At 63.0% G+C, this 20048-nt stretch carries 20 protein-coding genes, 1 tRNA gene and 1 riboswitch; of the genes, 9 read left to right on the forward strand and 12 right to left on the reverse strand.

Annotated elements, in window-relative coordinates; translation table 11 throughout:
- Positions 1-4 precede the first annotated feature (4 nt).
- The 4 genes from HRQ64_RS05055 to HRQ64_RS05070 all read right to left on the reverse strand — a co-directional run bounded on the left by HRQ64_RS05055 (position 5) and on the right by HRQ64_RS05070 (position 3663).
- Entirely contained in the window at positions 5-1333 is a 1329-nt protein-coding gene (locus HRQ64_RS05055; RefSeq protein WP_248308193.1) for an FAD-binding oxidoreductase, read from the reverse strand.
- The gene (locus tag HRQ64_RS05060) at positions 1330-1728 is read right to left on the reverse strand and encodes a GtrA family protein (protein WP_172122451.1); all 399 of its coding nucleotides are present in this window, start codon (positions 1726-1728) and stop codon (positions 1330-1332) included. The genes HRQ64_RS05055 and HRQ64_RS05060 overlap by 4 nt, the downstream gene beginning before the upstream one ends.
- Positions 1729-1794: 66 nt before the next feature.
- Positions 1795-3342: a UbiA family prenyltransferase gene (locus HRQ64_RS05065; protein WP_349236671.1), complete on the reverse strand. Its 1548-nt coding sequence runs from the start codon at positions 3340-3342 to the stop codon at positions 1795-1797.
- A 247-nt stretch (positions 3343-3589) separates the two neighbouring features.
- Positions 3590-3663, reverse strand: a tRNA-Gly gene (locus HRQ64_RS05070).
- Positions 3664-3797: 134 nt separating this feature from the next.
- On the opposite strand from HRQ64_RS05070, the gene HRQ64_RS05075 reads away from it, so the two are divergent.
- Positions 3798-4049, forward strand: a complete 252-nt coding sequence (locus HRQ64_RS05075) for a GlsB/YeaQ/YmgE family stress response membrane protein (protein ID WP_172122452.1) — start codon at positions 3798-3800, stop codon at positions 4047-4049.
- 23 nt (positions 4050-4072) lie between these two features.
- On the forward strand, positions 4073-4603 hold the full coding sequence (locus HRQ64_RS05080) for a YidB family protein (protein WP_127752037.1): 531 nt from the start codon (positions 4073-4075) through the stop codon (positions 4601-4603).
- A 42-nt stretch (positions 4604-4645) separates the two neighbouring features.
- Here HRQ64_RS05080 and HRQ64_RS05085 read toward each other — a convergent pair whose 3' ends face one another.
- Positions 4646-5755 (reverse strand): 2'-deoxycytidine 5'-triphosphate deaminase, encoded by a 1110-nt coding sequence (locus HRQ64_RS05085; protein WP_127752038.1) that lies wholly within the window; start codon positions 5753-5755, stop codon positions 4646-4648.
- Between the two features lie 62 nt (positions 5756-5817).
- Positions 5818-5894: riboswitch (SAM riboswitch) on the forward strand.
- Positions 5895-5929: 35 nt separating this feature from the next.
- On the opposite strand from HRQ64_RS05085, the gene metZ reads away from it, so the two are divergent.
- Positions 5930-7135, forward strand: a complete 1206-nt coding sequence (gene metZ / locus HRQ64_RS05090; protein WP_172122453.1) for an O-succinylhomoserine sulfhydrylase — start codon at positions 5930-5932, stop codon at positions 7133-7135.
- A complete protein-coding gene (locus HRQ64_RS05095) occupies positions 7136-7963 on the forward strand; it encodes a transporter substrate-binding domain-containing protein (protein WP_172122454.1) in 828 nt (275 codons plus the stop codon).
- Here the strand turns inward: HRQ64_RS05095 and HRQ64_RS05100 are convergent.
- Positions 7902-8480 carry a hypothetical protein gene (locus HRQ64_RS05100; RefSeq protein ID WP_172122455.1) on the reverse strand — a complete coding sequence of 193 codons (579 nt, stop codon included), beginning with the start codon at positions 8478-8480 and terminating at the stop codon, positions 7902-7904. The genes HRQ64_RS05095 and HRQ64_RS05100 overlap by 62 nt on opposite strands.
- Before the next feature lie 138 nt (positions 8481-8618).
- On the opposite strand from HRQ64_RS05100, the gene HRQ64_RS05105 reads away from it, so the two are divergent.
- Positions 8619-10241 (forward strand): lysine--tRNA ligase, encoded by a 1623-nt coding sequence (locus HRQ64_RS05105; RefSeq protein WP_172122456.1) that lies wholly within the window; start codon positions 8619-8621, stop codon positions 10239-10241.
- Between the two features lie 79 nt (positions 10242-10320).
- On the opposite strand, the gene HRQ64_RS05110 is transcribed toward HRQ64_RS05105, so the two are convergent.
- A complete protein-coding gene (locus HRQ64_RS05110; RefSeq protein ID WP_127752043.1) occupies positions 10321-10962 on the reverse strand; it encodes a helix-turn-helix transcriptional regulator in 642 nt (213 codons plus the stop codon).
- A 130-nt stretch (positions 10963-11092) separates the two neighbouring features.
- Between HRQ64_RS05110 and HRQ64_RS05115 the strand changes: the two genes are divergently transcribed.
- Positions 11093-11446 (forward strand): DUF952 domain-containing protein, encoded by a 354-nt coding sequence (locus tag HRQ64_RS05115; protein ID WP_172122457.1) that lies wholly within the window; start codon positions 11093-11095, stop codon positions 11444-11446.
- On the forward strand, positions 11443-12552 hold the full coding sequence (locus tag HRQ64_RS05120; RefSeq protein ID WP_172122458.1) for a quinone-dependent dihydroorotate dehydrogenase: 1110 nt from the start codon (positions 11443-11445) through the stop codon (positions 12550-12552). The genes HRQ64_RS05115 and HRQ64_RS05120 overlap by 4 nt, the downstream gene beginning before the upstream one ends.
- Here HRQ64_RS05120 and HRQ64_RS05125 read toward each other — a convergent pair.
- The 3 genes from HRQ64_RS05125 to HRQ64_RS05135 all read right to left on the reverse strand — a co-directional run bounded on the left by HRQ64_RS05125 (position 12549) and on the right by HRQ64_RS05135 (position 15008).
- Positions 12549-13904, reverse strand: a complete 1356-nt coding sequence (locus tag HRQ64_RS05125) for an MATE family efflux transporter (protein WP_172122459.1) — start codon at positions 13902-13904, stop codon at positions 12549-12551. The two genes, HRQ64_RS05120 and HRQ64_RS05125, sit on opposite strands and share 4 nt — an antisense overlap.
- A gap of 91 nt (positions 13905-13995) precedes the next feature.
- A complete protein-coding gene (locus HRQ64_RS05130) occupies positions 13996-14664 on the reverse strand; it encodes a nucleoside/nucleotide kinase family protein (RefSeq protein ID WP_172122460.1) in 669 nt (222 codons plus the stop codon).
- Positions 14661-15008 (reverse strand): DUF6460 domain-containing protein, encoded by a 348-nt coding sequence (locus HRQ64_RS05135; RefSeq protein ID WP_164854675.1) that lies wholly within the window; start codon positions 15006-15008, stop codon positions 14661-14663. Before HRQ64_RS05135 ends, HRQ64_RS05130 begins: the two co-directional genes overlap by 4 nt.
- Before the next feature lie 24 nt (positions 15009-15032).
- On the opposite strand from HRQ64_RS05135, the gene HRQ64_RS05140 reads away from it, so the two are divergent.
- Complete coding sequence (locus HRQ64_RS05140) at positions 15033-17558, forward strand: ligase-associated DNA damage response DEXH box helicase (protein WP_248305228.1); 2526 nt, start codon at positions 15033-15035, stop codon at positions 17556-17558.
- Between the two features lie 44 nt (positions 17559-17602).
- Positions 17603-18310, forward strand: coding sequence for a ligase-associated DNA damage response endonuclease PdeM (pdeM, locus tag HRQ64_RS05145; RefSeq protein ID WP_172122462.1), 708 nt, complete (start codon positions 17603-17605; stop codon positions 18308-18310).
- A 1-nt stretch (position 18311) separates the two neighbouring features.
- Here pdeM and HRQ64_RS05150 read toward each other — a convergent pair whose 3' ends face one another.
- Positions 18312-19073, reverse strand: a complete 762-nt coding sequence (locus HRQ64_RS05150) for a TIGR02186 family protein (RefSeq protein WP_172122463.1) — start codon at positions 19071-19073, stop codon at positions 18312-18314.
- Positions 19070-19996 (reverse strand): sulfite exporter TauE/SafE family protein, encoded by a 927-nt coding sequence (locus HRQ64_RS05155; RefSeq protein ID WP_127752052.1) that lies wholly within the window; start codon positions 19994-19996, stop codon positions 19070-19072. Before HRQ64_RS05155 ends, HRQ64_RS05150 begins: the two co-directional genes overlap by 4 nt.
- Between the last annotated feature and the right edge of the window lie 52 nt (positions 19997-20048).

A 20048-nucleotide genomic window follows, 5' to 3' on the forward strand; every position in this document is an offset into this window, starting at 1 on the left:
TCGCCTATATACCTAGCCTGCTGGAAAGACGGGATTGCAACCGGCCCTTGGCTCCCACCGCGCGCCGCACCTGCCGGAACTCGTCCAGGCGCGGATAACCCGCCTCGAAGGTATCCCGTGACTGGCGCGCGTCCTTGGTGAGATAAAGCCGACCGCCGGCGCGCACCACGATAGCATCGATCTCATCAAGAAGCGCGAAGATCTCGTCGGTGACCCGCACATCCAGCGCCAGCGTATAGCCTGGCATTGGGAAGGACAGCGGGCCGGTGCCATCCCCGAGCTTTTTGAGCACGGCAAGGAACGATGCCTTGCCCGAACGCGAAAACCGCTCGAGAATTTCGCTCAGCACGGCATGGGCATTGTCGGGCGGCACCACGCATTGATGCTGCAGGAAGCCGCGCCGCCCATAGATGCGGTTCCACTGGTCCACGCCGTCCAGCGGAAAGAAATACGGATTGAAGTGCACCAAAGCCTGCTCGGTGCGGGACCCCGCGCGGAAGTAAACCTCGTTAAAGGCCCGGACCGAAGCCCGGTTCAGCGTCCAGCTGGGCAATTCCAGCGGCACGCCCAGTTTTGCCCGAGGGGCTGGGGCCAGCACACCACGTTTGGATTGCGCGGCGGCAAGTTGATCCCGGGTAGCATGTTCACCCACATAAACCAGCGAGCGGCCCAGCGCTGCGCCGCCAGCAATGCAGTCGATCCAGGCTACCGAGTATGTCGCCTCGCTCGAGTCATCGAGGGCCTGCAGCGCGGCGCCAAGATCAGGGGCAACCACGGTGCGCTGGTCGATCCAGGCTGTTTCGATGGTGCGCAGTGTCATTGTCGCTTGCGCAATGATGCCCGTAAGCCCCATGCCGCCGATCGTAGCGAAGAACAGCTCACTATTGTTCTCGCGCGAACAATGAACGGTTTCGCCGCCTGGCACCACGAGATCAAGGCTCTGCAAATAAGCGCCAAAGCCACCATCGCGATGATGGTTCTTGCCGTGAATATCGGAGGCAATCATGCCGCCCACGGTCACGAGCTTGGTGCCCGGCACTACCGGTGGGAAAAACCCGCGTGGCACAAAGGTGTCGAGAATATCGGATAGCAGCACTCCGGCCTCGACCGTAAGATTGCCGCTGACCGGATCAAATTCTTTCATGCGATTGAGACTGCGGCCGAGCACCGTCAGGGCTTCGCCCATGGCGGCGTCGCCATAGGCGCGGCCATTGCCCCGAGCCACCAGACCGGAGCCATCGCGCATGAGCCGCGCGAGGTCGTCCGGGCTCGCGGCAGCGACAACCCGGCCATCCAGGCTTGGATAGCGTCCCCAGCCGTCCAGGCGCATCAAGATGCCTCCGTCCGGAACACAAAGCGCCGGTCGAGCCAGTATTTGGCGACATAGCCGATAGCAAGGCCGAGCGCGCCGCCGGAGTATTTGGCCACGTCGGTCTGCCAGATGGACCAGGCGGCGATTTCAAAGCTCCAGAAAACGATAGTGGTGAAGACGCTGAACAGGCCGTAAAGGCCCACCTTGCGCGCCTCCTCCCCGTGGGAGCTTGAGCTGTCAAAAAAGATCCAGTTCTTGTCCAGCACATATTTGGCGGCAAAGCCCGCCGCAGTTCCGGCCAGAATGGATAGCATCAGCGGCGCCCAGGGCAGCCCGGTGACGACCAGTTCCTGGACGCCAAAATTGATCAAGCTCGAAAGAATGGCGAACAGGACATAGCGAAAGGCAATGCTCATGCGGGCCTTGCCTCACGCGAACGCGGATAGGGAACAGGGTAGCAAATGGTTCAGGTCCTGCTTGTTCTAGAAGGCTGCCACGAAAAGAACGCCGGCGGTCGCCAGCGTTGCCACGCTGAGTCGATCCTTGAGAGCGAACACCACCGGGTCATCATGCATTTCCCCACGGCGCGCAACCAGCAAGGCCCGGCCAATCCAATAAGCCAGAATGGGCGCCACGAACCACAAGATTTCCGGGCGGCTGAAGGTGGTGACCACGCTTTCGCTCGAGGCATAAAGCAGGAACAGTGTGATGGCGTTGAGCGAAGCCGCTGCGGCGAGCGCCCCAACCATGTGGATGTCGTCGTTGCGATAGTCGCGGCTGGTGGCGTCGGGCAGGTTCGCTTCGCGCCGGGCCTGAAGTTCTACATAGCGCTTGATCAGTGCGAGCGACAGGAACCAGGACATGGTGAACGCCAGCAACCAGGGCGAGAGCACCACGGACAAAGCCACGGCACCGCCGACGACGCGCACGGAATAAAGGCCAGCGAGCGTGATCACATCGGCAATCATCTTGCGCTTGAGCAGGAAAGTATAAGCGCTGGTGAGAGCAAAATAGCCCAGCAGGACCCCAAGGAAGGGCAGGGAAACCCAGGCGCCCAGCGCCAGCGAGATGCCGAGCAGAACCGGGATAGCCAGCATGGCTTCCGAAAGCGGAACGGAGCCATTGGCGAGCGGGCGATGCCGCTTGCTGCGGTGGCCGCGGTCGTCCTGCAGGTCGATCAGGTCGTTGAGGATGTAAACGCTGGAGGCGCAAAGCGAAAAGGCAATTGCTGCCACGAGGACGTGCATGAATGCCGCCAGCTCAAACATCTGGCTGGTGATCAGAGGCACAAAGACGAGGCCGTTCTTGGCATATTGATGCACCCGCATCAGCTTGGCCCAGGCTTTCCAGCCCGCCCGCTCATGGGTCAAGTGCTCAACATCGTCGCTGGAACTTGCCAGCGCCCGCCCAACCCGCGCTGGGGCCCGGATCGCCAGGGCCTTGGCGGCGTGTGGCCAGACATGCAGGTCGGCCGCATCATTGCCGATGTAATCGAAGCCCTTCTCCCCAAAAGCCTCCACCAGCTTGTGCGCCTTCACCTTGCCCGCGCAATTGGTCAACTCATCGGTTGCGAACCAGCCATCGAACAGCTCGAGGTGATCTGCCACGGCGCCAACCAGCACTTCATGGCTGGCTGAGGCCAGATAAACCGGACGCCCTTCGGCCCGCGCCTGGCGAATGCAACGCAGCACTTCCTCGTCATAGGGCAAAACGGCCGGGTCAAATACGGCCGTCGCCGCCAGGCGATGCTTCAGCGCCGCCTTGCCCTGCTTGAGCGCGGCGATCAGTTCCAGCAGCGCGAGGGGGCGCCGGGACAGTTCGGCGAACGCCGTCTCAATCAACAGGTCAGAGCGCAACAGGGTGCCATCGAGATCCACGACCAAAGGCCGAAGATGCTCGCTTTGCTTGAGAACGGCGATATTCCCATCGGAATCCACCGTTGCGTCCCGCAGATAGGCTGGCCGCTTGGGCCGGGCATTGCGTGCCGAGAACTTCAAGACTTCTGTTGCATGCTGTTCAAGTTCACTCACGTATCACCTGCTTGGGAAGAAGGGCCGAACCCCACCCGAAACCAGAGAAAGCCCGTGCGCGTTCCCTTCATTGGTCATCGATAATGTGAAGCAATGAAAGCGCGCCTTCGCCCCCCGAAAGCTGCATGGGAGCTATGTTCTTGTAAAAGGGCTGAAAAATGGCCGCAACAAGCGGCTTCAAGCATGATGAATCGCGGCTGAGTCATGTTCTCGGGCCCCGGCAAACCAACAAGCTGAATGGAAAAGTTGGAGCGGGTGAAGGGAATCGAACCCTCGTCGTAAGCTTGGGAAGCTTCTGCTCTACCATTGAGCTACACCCGCACGGGTTTCTAGATGCGCGAAACCTCCCGAGCCGTCAAGCGATTCCGCCCGCCTTAACCGTCAAACCTCCTGGCGGGGGAACCGCGCGGCAGTGGCGGCGTTGCTTGAGCACCATCTCTTTGGAGCACAGCGTCATGGGTATTATCTGGACCATCATCATCGGTTTCGTCGCCGGCATCATCGCCAAGTTTATCATGCCGGGCAACAATGAGCCTTCGGGCTTTATCCTCACCACTATCCTCGGCATTGTTGGTGCCTTTGTCGCGACCTTCCTTGGTCAGGCGCTCGGCTGGTACAGCGCCGATGAAGGTGCAGGCTTTATTGGCGCAATCGTCGGCGCAGTAATCGTGCTGGCAATCTGGGGCTTTATCGCCCGTCGCCGCTAAGCGGCACCTGAAGGAGAAGCAAAATGAAACGTGGCCCTTCCATGATGGCCCTGTTGGGCTTGCTGGCGGTAGCCGGCTATCAAAACCGCGATAAACTCGGCGAACTGCTCGGCAACGCCGGTCGGCAGGGAGGGCTAGGGGGCCAGGGCGGTCAGGGTGGTCTTGGCGAACCCGGCCAAACCGGCGCCCAAGGCGGCGGCCTGGGCAATTTGGGCGGCATGCTCGGTGGCCTCCTGGGCGGGGGCGCCGCAGCAGGCGGTCTGGGCGGCATGCTGAGCGGCGGTCTCGGCGATCTGATGGATAGCTTCAATCAGTCGGGACGCGGCAACAAGGCTCAAAGCTGGGTTGGACCCGGCAACAACGAGCCGCTCGACACCAGCGATCTGGAAGAAACGCTGGGCGAGGACACAATCACCTCGCTCACCCAGCAAACCGGGCTTTCCCGCACCGAATTGCTGCAGCGCCTGAGCCAGACCCTGCCTGAAGCCGTCAACCACTTCACGCCTGACGGCCACATTCCCACCGAGGAAGAGGCTGCGCGCCTGATCACTTGAGGCGAACCTCAGCTATTGGTCTGCACTTCAAGCCCTTTCCGGTTACGGATAGGGCTTGAAGTGTTTCGACAGCTTGAGCGTCTGCGCCTGGTAGTTCGAGTTGAGCTCGGTGCCGTATAGGCGCTCCGGGCGCTCCGCCAGGCGTTCATAAACCAGCCGGCCAATGGTCTGCCGATGGCCCAAGAGAAATGGCACCTCCCGGCTGCGCACTTCGAGCACCGCCCGGCTACCCGTGCCCCCGGCGGGCGAATGGCCAAAGCCGGGGTCGAAGAACCCGGCGTAATGCACGCGAAATTCCCCCACCAGCGGATCAAACGGCACCATTTCGGCTGCATGGGTGGGCGGCACATGCACGGCTTCGTCGCTGACCAGGATATAGAATTCGTCGGGATCAAGGATCAGCTCATCGCTGCCGCGATTGTAGAGCGGGTCCCAGAAATCGAGCACATCGAGCGCGCCCTTGCGATCCACATCCACCACTGCCGTATGCCGTTTGGACCGGAACCCAACCAGCCCGTTGCGCCCCTCGCCCTTGAGGTCGATGGACAACGCCACCCCGTCACCCACCGGATGATCGCCGCCAAACACCAACTTTTCAAGGCCGTGCAGCTGCACATGCTCGGCCTGGGACAGCCGCGAGTCACCCACCCGAAAGCGCATCTGCGACAACCGCGAGCCGCTGCGCACCAGAATGGGAAAGGTGCGCGGGCTGACTTCGAGATAAAGCGGGCCGTGGTACCCCGCCGGCATCTGGTCAAAGCCGCGCGCGCGGTCCCCAATCACCCGGGTAAAAACATCGAGCCGTCCGGTCGAGCTCTTGGGGTTGGTTGAAGCGCTTACGCTTGGCGGCAAGGCCAGGCTTTCCTGCAGCGGCACGAGATAAACGCAGCCGCGCTCCAGCACCGCCCCGCCCGAAAGGTCAATCTCATGCAGCTTGAGCGCATCGATCCGCTCGGCCACCGAATGATCCGGGCCCGGCAAAAAGCTTGAGCGCACCCGATAAGCCACCGCTCCCAACCGCAGATCAAGGCTTGCCGGCTGCACCTGGTCGGCATCGAATGCCCGCTCGGTCCTGATGGCGCCTTGCGCATGCAAGGCCTCGATCAGCCGGGCTGGGAACACCCCCGATGGCCAGTCGCCCTGCTTGTCCATGCGCTTCTCCAAGTTCGCCGCAACCCCTAGCAACAATTGACGGCGGCGAGCAATTGCCTTTAGATGCGCGAAGTGGTGATTTGGCCGGCCGATTGCAGCCACTTAAAATAAGTCGCTAAAGGACCGTTTCACACCGGCCGCTTTCCTGCGCGCCGGTTTTTTGTTGAGATCACCATGTCCAAGACCGAAAATCCGCTATTCGATCCTGCGCGTAGGGCCCCCGAAACGCAGCTGGTCCATGGTGGCACTGAACGCTCGCCGGCGGGCGAAACCTCCGAGGCCCTGTATTTGAACTCGGGCTATGTTTATCCCAGTTCGGGCGCAGCCGAAGCGCGCTTCAAGGGTGACGATCCCGGCTATATCTATTCGCGCTTTTCCAATCCCACCGTCGAAATGTTCCAGAACCGTATCGCGCTGCTGGAAGGGGCCGAGGCGGCGCGCGGCACGGCAACGGGCATGGCTGCCGTGACCTTGGCGCTAATGAGCCAGCTGCGCGCGGGCGATCACGTCGTATCGGCGCGCGCCCTGTTCGGCTCCTGCCGCTATGTCGTGGAAGACTATTTGCCGCGCTGGGGCGTCAGCTCCACCTTGGTTGATGGCCGCGACCCCAACAATTTTGCCGCCGCCATGCAGCCCAATACCAAAGCGGTGTTTCTCGAAACGCCCACCAACCCCACGCTCGAGCTGGTCGACATTGCCGCCGTTGCCGATATTGCGCACGCCCATGGCGCCGTGCTGATCGTCGACAATGTCTTTGCCACCCCCATCAACCAGTCGCCCCTGGCCCTGGGTGCCGACCTCGTCGTTTATTCCGCCACCAAGCATATCGATGGCCAGGGCCGCGTTATGGGTGGCGCCATTCTAGGCAGCCAAGAGCGGATCGGGGGCGATATCCATACTTTTATCCGCCAGACCGGCCCATCCATGAGCCCGTTCAACGCCTGGACGCTGCTTAAAGGACTGGAAACCCTGCCGATCCGGTTGCGCCAGTCCAATGCCTCGGCTGCGGCCATTGCCAATGCGCTGAGCGATCACCCCAAGATCAGCCGGGTGCTTTATCCGCACCATCCCGATCATCCCCAATACGAACTCGGCATGCGTCAGATGCGCGCTGGCTCCACCCTTGTCGCCTTCGAAGTCGAGGGCGGCCAGGAAGCGGCATTCCGCATGGCCGATGCATTGGCGGTGATCCTGATTTCCAACAATCTGGGTGACGCCAAGTCGATCATTACCCATCCGCGCACCACCACTCACCAGCGCTTGTCCGAAGAGGTCAAGCTTGAATCGGGGATCACCCCCGGCCTGCTGCGTCTTTCCGTGGGGCTAGAAGCAACTGAGGATCTGCTGGCCGATCTGCTTTACGGACTGGATCAGGTCTAGATGCGCGCCCCCGCGTTTCTGCGCCTGATCGTCCTGTTGGCGAGTGCGCTGGGTGGCGTAGCGTTGGCACAGGCGCAGCCCTTGCCTTATCACGCCGATCCCAGCGCACGGGAAATCGCGCCTAGCCTCGCGCAGGTGCCGGCAATCCGCTTTCTCACCACGGCGGACTTCCCGCCGTTCAACTTCCGTGACGCCAGCGGCGAACTGATCGGCTTCAACATCGATCTGGCTCGGCGCATCTGCACTCAGGTCGATACCGCCTGCACCATCCAGGCCTGGCCCTGGGATCAGGCTGCCAATGCCTTGGCGGACAATCAGGGCGACGCCTTGATCGCAGGCCTCGCGCTTTCGCCCGAGAACGGCCAGCGTTTTGATTATTCCACCACTTACTTGGCCCTGCCAGGGCGCTTTGTGACCCGAGCCGCCGATATCGAGCAGTTCGATCCGGCCCAGCTTGCGGGCAAGACGGTGGCGGTGCGCCGCGGCAGCGCCCACGAAACCTTCATGACCCGCTACCTGCCGGGCGCCACCATCCAGGGCTTTGACAGCGAAGCGGCTGCCCTTGCCGCGGTAGCCGAGGGCACGGTCGACGCTTATTTCGGTGACGGCATGCGCGCATCCTTCTGGCTCAACGATAATCTGAGCTGCTGCGGTTTTGCCGGGCCCGCCTATTTCCGTCCGGCCCTGTTTGGGGAAGGCTTGGCCATCGCCGTTCCCGCCGGCAACGACGCCATCCGTCACGCCATTGATTGGGCGCTGGTGGAGCTCAAGGAAAGCGGTGCGCTGGACGAGCTTTATCTGCGCTGGTTCCCGGTCGGATTTTACTGAACAGGCGCCGCCAGCCGCCATCCCAGTATTTGAGGTCGATGAGCACGCGCCGGCTGACCGGCGCGCTCAGCACATGCAGGCGCAACACGAACGGCACCTCGCCCATGAACAGGGCCGTCGCGCGATGATTGCCGTCCAGCAGCAGCAAGCGCCCCGCACCCAGATCATAAGCCGGTGCGTCAACGGTGATCGGACCCGCCTCTTGGGCAAAGCGATCGCGATAGGCGATAAAGGCTTGCCGGTTAGCCACCGGGAACTCACCCAGCCGCGCCGCAATATCGCCGATGCGCATTGGCCGCGCGAATAGGTTCTTCATCGACACCTCCACCTGCCGCTCCGTGCCGCGGTAGGCGGTGAACACGTCGCCAAGAGCCGCGCGGTCGGTGATCTCCTGCACCCCGACTGTCGCTGTTCCCGGCGCAATCCGCTCATAATGCAGGCGCAGTTGAATGCCGGGAAACCGCTCGGCAAAGCCGGCAAGAGCATCGGGCCGCGTTGCTGCCTCTTCAGAAATCATTAACGAAACGGCCTTTTTCCTTGTCTCTGCGCGGGCGACCCTAGGCAGTTGGCGGGCGGGCGGCAAGCGCCAGCACAATTGACGCAAGGGGCAGGGGATGCAACACACGCTCAAACCTCCTCCGAAAGGCTTGTTGCATTGTCGCCCGCTCCGCTGCCCGAACTCGATCCTGCGTTTTTTGACGCTGCCCAAACCGCCCGCGCCTGGCCGTTTGAGGAAGCCCGCAAGCTCGTCGCGCGGCTCGAAAAAACCGGGAAAAAGGAAGCCCTGTTCGAAACCGGCTATGGTCCCTCGGGCCTGCCCCATATCGGCACGTTCGGCGAAGTGGCCCGTACCACCATGGTGCGCACGGCCTTTCGCTTGCTCACCCGCGACCAGGTACCCACGCGGCTCCTCTGCTTCTCCGATGACATGGACGGCATGCGCAAGATCCCGGAAACCGTGCCCTCCAAGGAGGCGATGGAGCCGCATCTGCAAAAGCCGCTGACCTCCGTGCCGGACCCGTGGACCAACGAGCACAACAGCTTCGGCGACCACAACAACGCCATGCTCCGGCGTTTCCTCGACACGTTCGGCTTCGACTACGAGTTCGCCAGCGCTACCGACTACTACAAGTCCGGCCGCTTCGACACGGTGCTGCGCCTCGCCGCCGAACGCTACGACGACATCATGGCGGTGATGCTGCCGACCCTGGGTGCCGAGCGGCAGGCAACCTACTCGCCCTTTTTGCCCATCTCCCCTATCTCCGGCCGCGTGCTCTACGTGCCGATGAAGGAGGTCAATGCCAAGGACGGCACTGTCACCTTCACCGACGAAGATGGACGCGACACCACGGTCCCGGTCACCGGCGGCCACGTAAAGCTGCAGTGGAAGCCCGATTTCGGCATGCGCTGGGCTGCCCTGGGCGTCGATTTCGAGATGTTCGGCAAGGATCATCAAACCAACCAGCACATCTACGACAAGATCTGCGCCATTCTCGGCGGCACCCCGCCCGAGCACTATGTCTACGAGCTCTTTCTGGATTCCGAGGGCCAGAAGATCTCCAAGTCCAAGGGCAACGGGCTAACCATCGATGAATGGCTGACCTATGCCTCGACCGAGAGTCTGGGGCTCTACATGTTCCTCAAGCCGCGCGTCGCCAAGCGCCTGCACTTCGACGTCATCCCGCGCCAGGTGGACGACTATTATTCCCATGTCGCCGCTTATCAGGAGCAGGACGCGGCTGCCCGGCTCGAGAACCCTGCGTTCCACGTCCACTACGGCGACGTGCCGAACCCCGACGTGCCGCTCAGCTTTGCGCTGCTGCTCAACCTGGTCGCTACTGCCAATGCCCAGGATACCAAGGTGATGTGGGGCTTTATCTCGCGCTACATCCCCGGCGCGAGCCCCGTGACCCATCCCGAGCTCGACAAGCTCGCCGGCTATGCGGTGCGCTACTTCAACGACCGCGTTAAGCCGTTCAAGATCTACCGCGCGCCAACCGACCACGAGCGCGCCGCGCTTGAGGACCTGCGCACCCAGCTCGAGGCCTATGCCGGCTCGACCGATGCCGAGGCGCTGCAGAACCTGGTCTACGAAATCGGCAAGGCCCACAAGTTCGAGCCGCTGCGCGACTGGTTCAAGGCTATCTACCAGGTGCTGCTCGGCGAGGATCAAGGCCCGCGCTTCGGCTCCTTCATCGCCCTTTACGGCGTGGGGGAAACGCGCAGGCTCATCGAGGACGCCCTCGAAGGCAAGCTGCTGAACTCATCCGCCGCCTGACCTGACTGGACGAGATTCGTCCGCCACATCCGGCTGTCACCCCGGCTCTGAGCCGGGGGCCATCACCATCGGGGCCGCCTTATTGGCTGGCCCAGATGATCCGCGCGATCCATTCAATATCGGCGGTGTTGATCAAGCGCGGCTCATAGGCGGGATTGACTGAATGCAGCTCGATCTGCTTGGCCGTTTGCCGCGCGAGGATCTTGGCCATCACTTCGCCATCGCGCGTCTTGACCACGACCCGGTCGCCCCGCCGCACCTGCTCGGTAGGCGACACCACGATCCGGTCGCCTTCGCGATACAGCGGCTCCATGGAGTCGCCCTGCACCTCAAGCGCATAGATCCCGGCTTCTCCAGGGGTGGGCAGGGCAATCTCCTCCCAGCCCTGACCGGCTGGGAAACCCGCGCTGTCGAAAAACCCGCCTGAACCGGCCTGCGCCAAGCCCAGCAGTGGCACAGTAGGGGCTGATCCACGCTCGGGCATCTGCATGAAGGCCCCGGTGCCGGCCAGGAACGTATCGAAACCCTCGCCCGTCGCTTCGAGGATCTTGGCGAGGCTTTCCGTGGATGGCCAGCGCTCCCGCCCATCCTTGCTCACGCGCTTGGACACATTGAACGCCGTGGCATCGAGCCCCGCAAGCTTGGCCAGCGCTGAAACGGACAGGCGCTGCCGGCGCGCTAGGGCGTCGATCCCATCCCAAACGGCTCGGTGTGACAACATGGGTGGCAACTCACTGCGGCAGGAAACTTGTCTCTCTTAGGCAATAAGTCCTATTTTCTACACATCTTCCCACCGCCTGTAAAGTCAGAGCCGCTTGCCCCTTTGCCGAAGTGGTGATTAGGGTCGCGCCATGACCACGCCCGTTCTGATCTACAAGATTGCCACCGAGGCCGCATTCGCGCCTTACCGGAATGCGCCGGCTTTTCCCGGCATGCCGGTTGATGCTGCCGATGGCTACATGCATTTTTCTACGGCTGCGCAACTGCCCGAAACCCTGCGCCTCCACTTCGCCGGTCAGTCCGACCTGGTGCTGCTGGCGGTGCGCACGGCCGATCTGGCGCAACTGCTCGTCTGGGAGCCCTCGCGCGGCGACCAGCTCTTCCCCCATCTTTATGCTGATCTACCCACAACGGCCATTGTCTGGGAAGCGCCGCTTGCTGTTGCGGCTGACGGCACCTGCATCTTGCCCGAGGCCGTGCAATGATCTTTTCGGCTCTTTCACCATTGCTGCGTCTCGCCCCGGTTCAGGAGCTGACGCGCGACGCCTTGCTCAAGCTCGATGCGGAAACCGCCCACCTCGCCACGATCAAGGCGCTGCGACTGGGTCTCGGTCCCGAACAGACCCAGGCTGATCCGCCCGAGCTGCGCACTACTTTATGCGGGCTGGAGCTGAGCAATCCCGTGGGCATGGCCGCCGGCTTCGACAAGAATGCCGAAGTGGCACGGCCCCTGGCCCTGATGGGCTTTGGCATGGTCGAGATCGGCACCGTCACCCCGCGTCCGCAAGCGGGCAATCCCAAGCCACGTCTGTTCCGCCTGCCCGAGGGCGAGGGCGTTATCAACCGCATGGGCTTCAACAATGAAGGCCACCAAGCGGTTTTTGCCCGCCTCAAGGACGCCCGCGTTCCTGCCGCCCTTGGCATCAATATCGGCGCCAACAAGGACAGCCCCGATTTCGTCGCCGATTACGTCTTGGGTGTGCAGCGCTTTGCCGATCTCGCCGATTACCTGACCGTCAATATCTCCTCGCCCAACACGCCCGGCCTGCGTGATCTACAAAGCGATGAGGCCCTGCGTCGTCTCCTGGGTGAAGTGCTGCAGGCCCGCGCCAAGAGCCGCGTCCGGGTTCCGGTTTTCCTCAAGATCGCCCCCGATCTCGACGAAGCTGCGCTCGATGCCATCGCCAAAGTGGTGCTGGCCACCGATCTTGATGGCCTCATTGTCTCCAACACCACGCTCAGCCGCGACACTGTGCAGGGCCAATCCAACGCCTCCGAGGCGGGCGGGCTTTCGGGCAAGCCCTTGTTCAACCGCGCTACGCAACGCCTGGCCCAAACGCGCCAGCGTGTCGGCGATTTGCCCATCATCGGGGTCGGTGGCATTCATTCGCCGCAAACGGCTCTCGCCAAGTTCGAAGCGGGTGCCAATGCCGTCCAGCTTTATTCCGCGCTGGTGTTTGGCGGTCTGGACCTGCTCGACCGCATCAAGCAGGGCCTTGCCGCTGCCGTGCGCGCCCAGGGCAAAACCAATATAAGCGAGCTCGTCGGCACCCGTGTCGAGCACTGGGCTGGCGACGCCACCACCCCCTAGGCGGCGAACAAGCCGGCCTTGCGCCGCTCCAACGCCCACCAATAAATCGCGCCGCGCGCCAAAAACCAGCAATGGAGCGCGGCCCACAGGCCCCAATTACCCCACAGCGGCTGCAGCACGGCGACGGCGGCCAAGAACACCACCAGCGACGCCACCATGCCATTGCGCATCAGCACATTGAGCGTCGTGCCCACCAGAATGCCGTCAAACACCACGGCCGGCATGAAGGTGACGGCACAGAGCGCCGCCACGGGCAGGTAGAGCAGGGCATGCTGCTGCACTTCCGCATTGGTCGTCATGAGGCCAATGATCCAGGGCCCGCCGGCGAACCAGGCCAGGCCCAGCCCCGCCGCCAACATGAAACCCCAGGCAAAGCTGAGCCGATAAGCCTGATCAAAGGCTGGCCGCCAATTGGCGCCGAGTGCTTTGCCGCTCAATTGCTCGGCCGCCTGCGCGATGCCATCCAGAAAATACCCGGCCACCATGAGGAGGTTCAGCAACAAGGCATTGCCCGATAGCGCCACCTCGCCCATGCGCGTGCCCTGCGCGGCAAACCACGCATAGGCGCCCATCAGCGCCATGGACCGGATCATCAGATCCCGGCTCAGGCCGAACATGCGCTTGAGGCCCTTCGGATCGAGCAGCTCGGTCAGTGGCACAAGGTGAGCGATCCGGCCCAAGCCGCCGAAATGGCGCACCAGCAGCCCCAGCCCAAGCAGGGCCGCGACCGCTTGGCCGATCACCGTGGCCCAGGCCGCGCCCGGCACGCCCCAGCCCAGGCCATGCACGAACCAGATGCTGAGTACGATATCGATGCCATGGAGCAGCATTTGCAGCATCATGCCGGTGGTGGCCTGCGCCCGGCCGTAAAACCACCCCAGCAGCGCATAGTTCAACAGCGCAAAGGGCGCCGCCCAGATGCGAACGGCAAAATACTCGTCCATTGCAGCGGATACTCCCGCTTCGGGGGCAAGCAAGCGATTGCTCAACCACAGGATCGGCCCGGCCAGCGCGATCATCGCCAGCCCGATCAGCACCGCGAGCACGATGGCCCGGCTGGCATGCACCAGCCCACCATTGGCCTCACGCGCGCCAACCGCCTGGGCGGTCAGCCCGGCCGTGCCGATGCGCAGGAAATAAGCCAAGGAAAACAGCACATCGAACAGCAGTGCGGCCAGTACCAGCCCGCCCAGCAGGCTCGCATCGCCCAGCCGCCCGATTACCGTGATATCAACCAGCCCCACAATGGGCTCGGTGATAAAGGCCAGGCTCGCGGGCAGGGCGATTTTCCACACATCACCATGCCGCACCACGAATGGATATTGCGGCCGCAGCGGCGTGGTCGTGGTCATCGATCAACTCGGGGGAAAAGCAGGGGAGGGGCAACAGCTCCCAGCTTATAACGGCATTTCGCCGTGCTGCCAGTGGCTGTTCAGCACAGTTTCAGCTTTCGGTATCGAGTTCGATGATCACATCGGCGCGGTCGCGCGATTCCCAAACCAGGTCATAATTGGGCAGGTCATTGCGCGCGATGTGGGCGCGATTGCGCTCCTCGGTGAACAGCCCTTCGGCTGCGTGGCGCCGCAGCAATCGTTGCTCCACCCGTTCACGCGGCACGTTGATGAAGACGCAATAGTCGAGCAGCGACTTGACGCCGGCCCATGGCCCCTGCGTCAGCAGCAGGTAGTTACCCTCGACAATCAGCACCCGCACTTCCGGACCAATTGCAAAGGCATCCTCCACCACATCCTCGATCTTGCGCGAATAGCCCGGGCCGCTGATGGTTTCCGTTGCCCGCTTCAGCTGGTGCAGGAAGTCGACGAAGGCTTCGCCCTCGAAGGTGTGGGGCGCGCCCTTGCGGTCGGTCTGCCCCAGCGCTTCGAGCTTGGCATGGCGCATGTGAAACCCGTCCATGGGCACAAGGGCCGCAATCCCGGGATGGGTCGCGTTGATCATGGTCACGAGTTCTGCCGCCAGCGTCGATTTGCCCACGCCCGGACCCCCGGCGATCCCCACCCCGATGCGGCCATGCTTCTGGCTCATCAGCTCCAGAATATGGGGCACCAACCGCCCCAGCGCCTCGCCCGGGGTGAGATGGAGCGTCGCGGTCATCGGCGCTTGCCCGTCAAGCGCAGCAGCAGCCAGATTGGGATCACCAGTGCTGCGCCCGTCAGCACATAATTGAGCGTGGTCCGCGCCACCCCGGCACTGTCGCGCAGCGTTTCGCGCACCAGTTCAACGGCACCCCGGAAGATCTCGGTGGCATCAACCCCGAATACCGACATGAAAAAGCCTGCCACCAGCGATAACAGGATCAACCGCAGGATCACGCCACCGGGACGGCCGCCCATGAAGCGCTCCAGCCAGGAGCGGTGATCAACCAATTCATCGCGATCCTCGATCATGCCGCCAACCTCGCTTCTGTGCCGCCTCGTCACCATATAGGCTGTTTGCATCTTGCCCAAGACCTTGGCGTGTCTGTGACCGAACTCCTCCCGCAACTGCCCCCTGTGATCACCGATTGGTTCGCCAGCAAAGGATGGGCGCCGCGCGCCCATCAGCTGGCGGTGCTCGAGAGCTGGAATGCCAGTGCCTCGGCGCTGCTGATTGCGCCGACCGGAGCCGGCAAGACGCTGGCCGGTTTTCTCCCCACGCTTGCCGACCTGATTGCCGAGCCTCGCCCGGGCTTGCACACGCTCTATATTTCCCCGCTCAAGGCCCTCGCGGTGGACGTCGCTCGCAATCTTGAAACCCCGATTGCGGAAATGGGCCTGCCGATCAGGGTTGAGACCCGGACCGGCGACACGCCCGCGTCGCGCCGCGCCCGCCAGCGCACCAATCCGCCCCAAATCCTGCTCACCACCCCCGAACAGATCGCCTTGCTGCTCAGCCACCCTCAGGCCGAGCTGCTGTTCGGCTCGGTGCGCCGCATCGTGCTCGATGAACTCCATGCGCTGGTCACCTCCAAGCGCGGCGAATTGCTGTCGCTGGCCATTGCCCGGCTGGCGCGGATGGCGCCCGATATGCGCATCACCGCGCTCAGCGCCACGGTTGCGCGACCCGATCTATTGCGCGACTGGATCGCCCAGCCACTCCCAGAAGCGCCTACGCATCTGCTGACGGCTGGCGGTGGCGCCCCGCCCGAGCTGGCGATCCTTCAGACCGAAGAACGGCTGCCTTGGGCAGGGCACTCAGCGGCCTATGCCCATCGTGAACTCTACGAGACCATCAAACAGCACCGCACTACGCTCCTTTTCGTCAATACCCGCTCCCAGGCCGAGGCCTTATTCCAAGGCCTCTGGGCGCAGAACGAGGACCTGCTGCCCATCGCCCTCCACCACGGCTCGCTTTCGGTCGAGCAGCGCCGCAAGGTGGAAGCGGCTATGTCTGCAGGTGTCCTTAAGGCCGTGGTCTGCACCTCGACGCTTGATCTCGGCATCGACTGGGGCGATGTGGATCTCGTCGTGCAGGTTGGCGCGCCCAAAGGCTCGTCGCGCATGCTCCAGCGCATCGGCCGCGCCAATCACCGGCTCGATGACCCGTCCAAGGCTCTGCTGGTCCCCTCCAACCGCTTTGAAGTGCTGGAATGCGAAGCGGCGGTGGAAGCTGTCTCGGAGAACCATCAGGATAGTGAGGACCCGACCTCGGGCGCCTATGATGTTCTCGCCCAGCACATCCTGGGCATGGCCTGTGCCGAGCCCTTCCACCCCGATGAGCTCTTTGCCGAGATTTGTCGCGCTTGGCCTTATCGCGATCTGGCGCGCTCTCAGTTCGATCGCATTCTCGACTTTGTCGCCACCGGTGGCTATGCGCTGCGCGCCTATGAGCGCTATGCCCGGTTGAAGCTCATGCCCGACGGGCGCTGGCGCATCGCCCATCCCCAGGTCGCCCAGCAATATCGGCTCAATATCGGCACCATTGTTGAAGAGCCCATGGTCAAGGTGCGCCTCGTTCGGGGCCGCGGCTTTAAGCGCGGCGCCACAACTGGCCCAATCGGCTATGGTGGCCGCGTGCTGGGGGAAATGGAGGAATACTTTTTTGGCACCCTGCTGCTGGGAGACACCTTCATGTTCGGCGGTGAAATCGTCGCCTTCGAGGGCATGAAGGACAACGAGGCCTATGTGAGCCGGGCCCAGTCCACCGATCCCAAGATCCCCTCCTATATGGGCGGCCGCTTTCCCCTCTCTACCTACCTCGCCGATCGGGTGCGCCGCTTGCTCGATGATCCCCATGAATGGTCCAAGCTCCCCGATCAGGTCAGCGACTGGCTGCGCCTGCAGGAGGAAGTCTCGGTGCTGCCCCGCTCGGATAGTCTCTTGGTTGAAACCTTCGCGCGCGGCAGCCAGAACTTCATGGTCTGCTACCCCTTTGAAGGCCGGCTCGCCCACCAGACCTTGGGCATGCTGCTGACGCGCCGGCTGGAACGCGCCCGCGCGCGACCGCTTGGTTTCGTCGCCTCCGAATATGCGCTGGCGATCTGGGGTCTCGGTGATCTCTCCGCTCTGATCCGCACCGACCGGCTTTCGCTCGACGAACTCTTTGCCGAAGACATGCTGGGCGAAGACCTCGAGGATTGGCTCGATGAATCCGCTTTGATGAAGCGCACCTTCCGCAACTGCGCCATCATTGCCGGGCTGATCGAACGCCGCCATCCCGGCAAGGAGAAAACCGGGCGGCAGCTCACCATGTCCTCCGATCTCATCTATGACGTGCTTTACCAGCACGAGCCAGACCACATCCTGATCCAGGCCACCCGCCGCGATGCCGCCCGCGGCCTCCTTGATATCGAGCGCCTTGGCCAGATGCTGCGCCGCATCCGCCAGCACATCGTCCACAAGCCGCTCCATCGCGTTTCCCCGCTCGCCGTTCCAATTCTCCTCGATATCGGCCGTGAGCCGATTTATGGGGAAGGGCGCGAATCAGCTATGGCAGATGCCGCCGATGAGTTGATGCGCGAGGCCATGAGTGGCCCCGAAGGACAACAGCGCTCCGGCGAAGCGGTTTAATACGGACGGCCCGGAGAGTTGCGCTCCAAGGGCAAGGACAAGCTTTGAGCCAAGTCTTATCTACAGCCGAGATCACGGAGACCCCGGTCTTGCGCTTTGCCGGACACTTGTTTGAGCCGCTCCCTTCGGGCGCCCTGTATTGGCACGCCCAAGGGACGCTTTTGGTCGCTGACCTGCATCTGGAAAAACTCAGCTCCTATGCCCGCCATGGCCAGATGCTGCCGCCCTATGACACGGGGGTCACGCTCGCCAAGTTGGAACGGGACCTGCGCCGCACGGGCGCGACCCGCCTTATTGCCCTGGGCGACAGCTTCCACCGCGACGAAGGCTCGCGCACCCTCAACGACGGCGATCGTGCTCGGCTCGATGGCATGACCGACATGGCCGAATGGCTCTGGCTTTCCGGCAACCACGATCCCGCGCCCCACGCTCTGGGCGGGCGCTGCCTGCCCCATCTCGATCTGGCGGGCCTGCACCTGACGCACGAGCCACGTCGCGACCGGCCTGGCCTCATTGCGGGCCATCTGCATCCCGGCGCTCATCTCCATATGGCCGGTCGCACCACGCGTCGGCCCTGTTTCGTGCACGACAACCGGCTGCTGATCCTGCCGGCCTATGGCGCAGCCACGGGATCGCTCAATATCCTCTCGCCCGCCTTTGTCGGCCTCTTCCATTGGCCAGCGCTCGAAGTCACCATGCTGGGCAAGCACCGGCTTTATCCGGTCAGCCCCAGGCGCCTGGTGCGCGGCTAAGCTAGCGCCGGAAGATCACCCCACCCGCCCAGCCGGTGAACAGAGCCAGCACGACGCAGATCAGCCCGTAAGCCAGCGGGTATTGCTTGGAGGTGATCGCCAGAAACCGCTCGAACCCGATCTTGCGCACGGCAAAGCCCTCGGATTTGCGGGCGATCACCTCGCCATTCTGGAACACATAAGTGAGCGCCAGATAAGGGCCGGGCGGCGCATTGCTGGGGAGGGTCAGGCGCGCCGAATAAAAGTTCTCGGTGGGAAAGTTGATGGCGTTCTCATCCACCCCAAACAAGCCCTGCTCGGTCATCAGGCGCACCAATTCGCGCCCGAACACCGCTGTCTTCCACCAGCCGGCATCATTGGGCGTGAGCGTATAGGCTTCGGGTAGGATCTTTTCGGCCGTCAGCGTCGTCAGATTGGTGATGTCACGCAGCCGCCCGCTCGAAAGCACATGGAAGTAGCTGGGGAAGTTGGGAAACACCACCTGGTCGGTGTTGAGCCAGATCCCCAGATTATGCGTTTTCTGCCGCGCCACCCGGTTCTGGGTCGGCCCGACCACCACCACCACCACATGGAACGGCCCAGGCACCGTCAACTGGCTCGAGCCCACATCAGGCGCGATGGTGCCAAAAAACGTCATCCGCTCACCCGAAAAGCTTGAGGTGATATCCACCGTATCGCTGGAGAGCTGGGACACCAGCCGCGCGCCCTGCGCCGGCATGGCGAGAAGCAAAGCGGCGACGAGCCAGAGCACCAGTCGGATCATTGCAGTGACCCAATCACGGCCATGCTGAACGGATCGGCCGGAGTCAGCACCAACGACAAGCCAAATCGGATCGCCACCGCCAGCACCAAAAGCGCCAGCAGTCCCCGCAACTGCTCGCCGCGCAACTGCTTGCCGGCCGAAGCGCCGAACTGCGCCCCCACCACGCCCCCCACCATCAGGCAGAAGGCGAGGAGAATATCGACGCTCTGGCTCTGCACGGCATGCAGCACCGTCGTCACCGACATCATCGCCACCACCTGCAGCGAGGACGTCCCGATCACCACATTGCCCGGCACTCGCAGCAGATAAACCAGCGCCGGCACCATGATGAAGCCGCCGCCAATACCGAGTAGCGAGCCGACAAAGCCGATAAACAGCCCGATCACCAGCACCGGCAGCACGCTGATATAAAGGCGCGACTTCTTGAACCGCACGCGCCAGGGCAGGCCGTGCATCCAATTATGTTGGTTGGCCTGCCGCTCCCGCACCACCACGCCCGACCGCCGCCGCAGGATGGCGCGGCTAGATTCGATCAGCATCATGATCCCGATCGAGCCAAGCAGCACCAGAAAGCCCAGCGAGATCACGAGGTCCAGCTGCCCCGCCGCGCTCAAGAACGAGAACATCGCTACGCCCGCAAAGGCGCCGAGCACGCTCGACAAGATGAGATACATCGCCAGATGCAAATCGATCCCGCCCCGTCGATAATGACTGAGGGCTCCCGAGGTGGACGCGGCCACCACCTGGCCGGTTACCGAGGCCACGGCAACAGGCGCCGGCACGCCCGAAAAGATGAGGAGCGGGGTGAGGAGAAATCCGCCGCCCACGCCGAACATGCCCGACAGAAAGCCGACCGCCCCTCCGATCCCCACGAGAAAGAAGAGGTTCATGGAAAGTTCGGCGATCGGCAGATAAACCTGCAAGATCCAAATCCATCCAGGGCGGCCGCCCGCTGGCAGGCCTGCCAAAAAACGC

The organism is Devosia sp. 919 (assembly GCF_013185965.1).
Classification (GTDB): domain Bacteria; phylum Pseudomonadota; class Alphaproteobacteria; order Rhizobiales; family Devosiaceae; genus Devosia.

Coding starts and splice junctions, on each gene's coding strand:
- HRQ64_RS05060 (WP_172122451.1), bottom strand. CDS start 1,728: ATGAGCATTGCCTTTCGCTATGTCCTGTTCGCCATTCTTTCGAGCTTG.
- HRQ64_RS05075 (WP_172122452.1), top strand. CDS start 3,798: ATGGGTATTATCTGGACCATCATCATCGGTTTCGTCGCCGGCATCATC.
- HRQ64_RS05080 (WP_127752037.1), top strand. CDS start 4,073: ATGAAACGTGGCCCTTCCATGATGGCCCTGTTGGGCTTGCTGGCGGTA.
- HRQ64_RS05085 (WP_127752038.1), bottom strand. CDS start 5,755: ATGGACAAGCAGGGCGACTGGCCATCGGGGGTGTTCCCAGCCCGGCTG.
- metZ (WP_172122453.1), top strand. CDS start 5,930: ATGTCCAAGACCGAAAATCCGCTATTCGATCCTGCGCGTAGGGCCCCC.
- HRQ64_RS05095 (WP_172122454.1), top strand. CDS start 7,136: ATGCGCGCCCCCGCGTTTCTGCGCCTGATCGTCCTGTTGGCGAGTGCG.
- HRQ64_RS05100 (WP_172122455.1), bottom strand. CDS start 8,480: ATGATTTCTGAAGAGGCAGCAACGCGGCCCGATGCTCTTGCCGGCTTT.
- HRQ64_RS05110 (WP_127752043.1), bottom strand. CDS start 10,962: ATGTTGTCACACCGAGCCGTTTGGGATGGGATCGACGCCCTAGCGCGC.
- HRQ64_RS05115 (WP_172122457.1), top strand. CDS start 11,093: ATGACCACGCCCGTTCTGATCTACAAGATTGCCACCGAGGCCGCATTC.
- HRQ64_RS05120 (WP_172122458.1), top strand. CDS start 11,443: ATGATCTTTTCGGCTCTTTCACCATTGCTGCGTCTCGCCCCGGTTCAG.
- HRQ64_RS05125 (WP_172122459.1), bottom strand. CDS start 13,904: ATGACCACGACCACGCCGCTGCGGCCGCAATATCCATTCGTGGTGCGG.
- HRQ64_RS05130 (WP_172122460.1), bottom strand. CDS start 14,664: ATGACCGCGACGCTCCATCTCACCCCGGGCGAGGCGCTGGGGCGGTTG.
- HRQ64_RS05135 (WP_164854675.1), bottom strand. CDS start 15,008: ATGCAAACAGCCTATATGGTGACGAGGCGGCACAGAAGCGAGGTTGGC.
- HRQ64_RS05150 (WP_172122463.1), bottom strand. CDS start 19,073: ATGATCCGACTGGTGCTCTGGCTCGTCGCCGCTTTGCTTCTCGCCATG.